Annotated in this window: 1 protein-coding gene; it reads right to left on the minus strand. The window is 67.9% G+C overall.

The genetic code is table 11. The features are described from left to right. Window positions 1-2,393, minus strand: a 2,393-nt coding sequence (gene carB, locus IPZ69_RS46650; RefSeq protein WP_235461003.1) for a carbamoyl-phosphate synthase large subunit, incomplete at both ends; no start/stop codon positions are given.

A 2,393-nucleotide genomic window follows, 5' to 3' on the forward strand; every position in this document is an offset into this window, starting at 1 on the left:
GTCGGCAGCGGACCATAGGCACCCGCCTGGGACTTCGCATACGCCGTCCCGAACACCGAGTCGATGCCCATGACCTCACCGGTGGAACGCATCTCCGGACCGAGGACGGTGTCCACACCCCGGCCGTGGATGTCACGGAACCGCGACCACGGCATCACCGCCTCCTTCACCGAGATCGGCGCGTCGAACGGCAGCTCACCACCGTCCCCCTGGCCCGGCAGCAGCCCCTCCGCTCGCAGCTCGGCGATCGTCGCGCCCAGGGAGATCCGGGCGGCCGCCTTCGCCAGCGGCACCGCGGTCGCCTTCGAGGTGAAGGGCACGGTGCGCGACGCACGCGGGTTGGCCTCCAGGACGTACAGAATGTCGCCGGCCATCGCGAACTGGATGTTGATCAGGCCCCGGACACCGACCCCCTTGGCGATGGCCTCCGTGGAGGCCCGCAGCCGCTTGATGTCGAAGCCGCCCAGCGTGATCGGCGGCAGCGCGCACGCCGAGTCACCGGAATGGATACCGGCCTCCTCGATGTGCTCCATCACCCCGCCGAGGTAGAGCTCCTCGCCGTCGTAGAGAGCATCGACGTCGATCTCGATCGCGTCGTCCAGGAACCGGTCGACCAGGACCGGCCGGGACGGGCTGATCTCGGTGGACTCGGCGATGTAGGACTCCAGACGCGTCTCGTCATAGACGATCTCCATCCCCCGTCCGCCCAGCACATACGACGGGCGGACCAGGACCGGGTAGCCGATCTCGTCGGCGATGGCCTTGGCCTCGGCAAACGTCGTCGCGGTGCCGTGCTTGGGGGCGGGCAGGCCCGCCTGCGCCAGGACCCGGCCGAACGCGCCCCGGTCCTCGGCCGCATGGATCGCCTCCGGCGACGTGCCCACGATCGGCACCCCGTTGTCCTTCAACGCCTGCGACAGACCCAGCGGCGTCTGCCCACCCAGCTGAACCACCACACCCGCCACCGGACCGGCCTGCCGCTCCGCGTGAACGATCTCCAGCACGTCCTCCAGCGTCAACGGCTCGAAATACAGCCGGTCGGAGGTGTCGTAGTCCGTCGAGACCGTCTCCGGATTGCAGTTGACCATCACCGTCTCAAACCCGGCATCGGACAGCGCGAAGGAGGCGTGCACACAGGAGTAGTCGAACTCGATGCCCTGCCCGATCCGGTTCGGACCCGACCCCAGAATGATCACCGCGGGCTTCTCCCGCGACGCCACCTCGTTCTCCTCGTCGTAGGACGAGTAGAAGTACGGCGTCCTCGCCGCGAACTCCGCCGCACACGTATCGACCGTCTTGTAGACCGGCCGGATACCCAGCGCATGCCGGACCTCACGCACCACGTCCTCACGCAAGCCCCGGATCTCCGCGACCTGCTGGTCCGAGAACCCGTGCCGCTTCGCCTCCGCCAGCAACTCGGGCGTCAGCTCGACGGCGCCCGCCAGATCGTCCGCGATCTCCTTGATCAGGAAGAGCTGGTCCACGAACCACGGGTCGATCTTCGTCGCCTCGAAGACCTCCTTTGGCGTGGCACCCGCCCTGATCGCCCGCATCACGGTGTTGATCCGCCCATCCGTCGGCCGCCCCGCGGCCTCAAGAAGTCGCCCCTTGTCGTCAGGCTCGCCGGGATCACCGACGAAGGTGAACTGGCTGCCCTTCTTCTCCAGCGAGCGCAGCGCCTTCTGCAGCGCCTCCGTGAAGTTCCGGCCGATCGCCATCGCCTCACCCACCGACTTCATGGTGGTCGTCAGCGTCGAGTCGGCCTGCGGGAACTTCTCGAACGCGAACCGCGGCGCCTTCACCACCACATAGTCGAGCGTCGGCTCGAACGAAGCCGGCGTCTCCCGCGTGATGTCGTTCGGGATCTCGTCCAGGGTGTAACCCACAGCCAGCTTCGCCGCGATCTTCGCGATCGGGAAACCGGTGGCCTTGGAGGCGAGGGCCGAGGAGCGCGAGACGCGCGGGTTCATCTCGATCACGATGACCCGGCCGTCCTCGGGGTCCACCGCGAACTGGATGTTGCAGCCGCCGGTGTCGACCCCCACCTCCCTGATCACCGCGATGCCGATGTCCCGCAGCACCTGGTACTCGCGGTCGGTCAGCGTCATCGCCGGGGCGACGGTGATCGAGTCCCCCGTGTGGACACCCATCGGGTCGAAGTTCTCGATGGAGCACACGACCACGACGTTGTCGTGCTTGTCGCGCATCAGCTCCAACTCGTACTCCTTCCACCCCAGGATCGACTCCTCCAGGAGCACCTCGGTGGTCGGAGACAGCGTCAGGCCCTGGCCGGCGATGCGGCGCAGCTCCTCCTCGTCGTGCGCGAAGCCGGAACCGGCGCCGCCCATCGTGAAGGACGGACGGACGACGACGGGGTAGCCGCCGAGCTGCTC

This window comes from Streptomyces olivochromogenes, from assembly GCF_021538895.1.
GTDB classification, from domain to species: domain Bacteria; phylum Actinomycetota; class Actinomycetes; order Streptomycetales; family Streptomycetaceae; genus Streptomyces; species Streptomyces olivochromogenes_A.